Here is a 258-nt window from a genome sequence, read left to right on the forward strand (position 1 = left end):
CGCGGCGTCGTCCTTCAGGATGCGTTCCAGCGGGCGCGGATCGACCGGGATCTCGTGGTGCGAATCCGCGCCGACGAAACCGTGCCCCGGGAAATGCTTGCCGCAGGCCGACATGCCGGCCAGCGCCAGGCCCTGGATCAGCGCGCGCGACAGCATCGTCACCACCCGCGCGTCTTGGTGGAAGGCGCGATTGCCGATCACCTTGCTGACGCCGTAGTCCAGGTCCAGCACCGGCGTGAAGCTCATGTCCACGCCGCA

Annotated in this window: 1 protein-coding gene; it reads right to left on the minus strand. The window is 68.6% G+C overall.

Going from position 1 to position 258, the window contains the following annotated elements; genetic code table 11:
- Window positions 1-258, minus strand: a 258-nt coding sequence (locus tag SB751_RS32440) for a glycoside hydrolase family 3 N-terminal domain-containing protein (RefSeq protein WP_410749315.1), incomplete at both ends; no start/stop codon positions are given.

Origin of the sequence: Cupriavidus sp. SIMBA_020, from assembly GCF_046535395.1 — a bacterium.
Classification (GTDB): domain Bacteria; phylum Pseudomonadota; class Gammaproteobacteria; order Burkholderiales; family Burkholderiaceae; genus Cupriavidus; species Cupriavidus campinensis.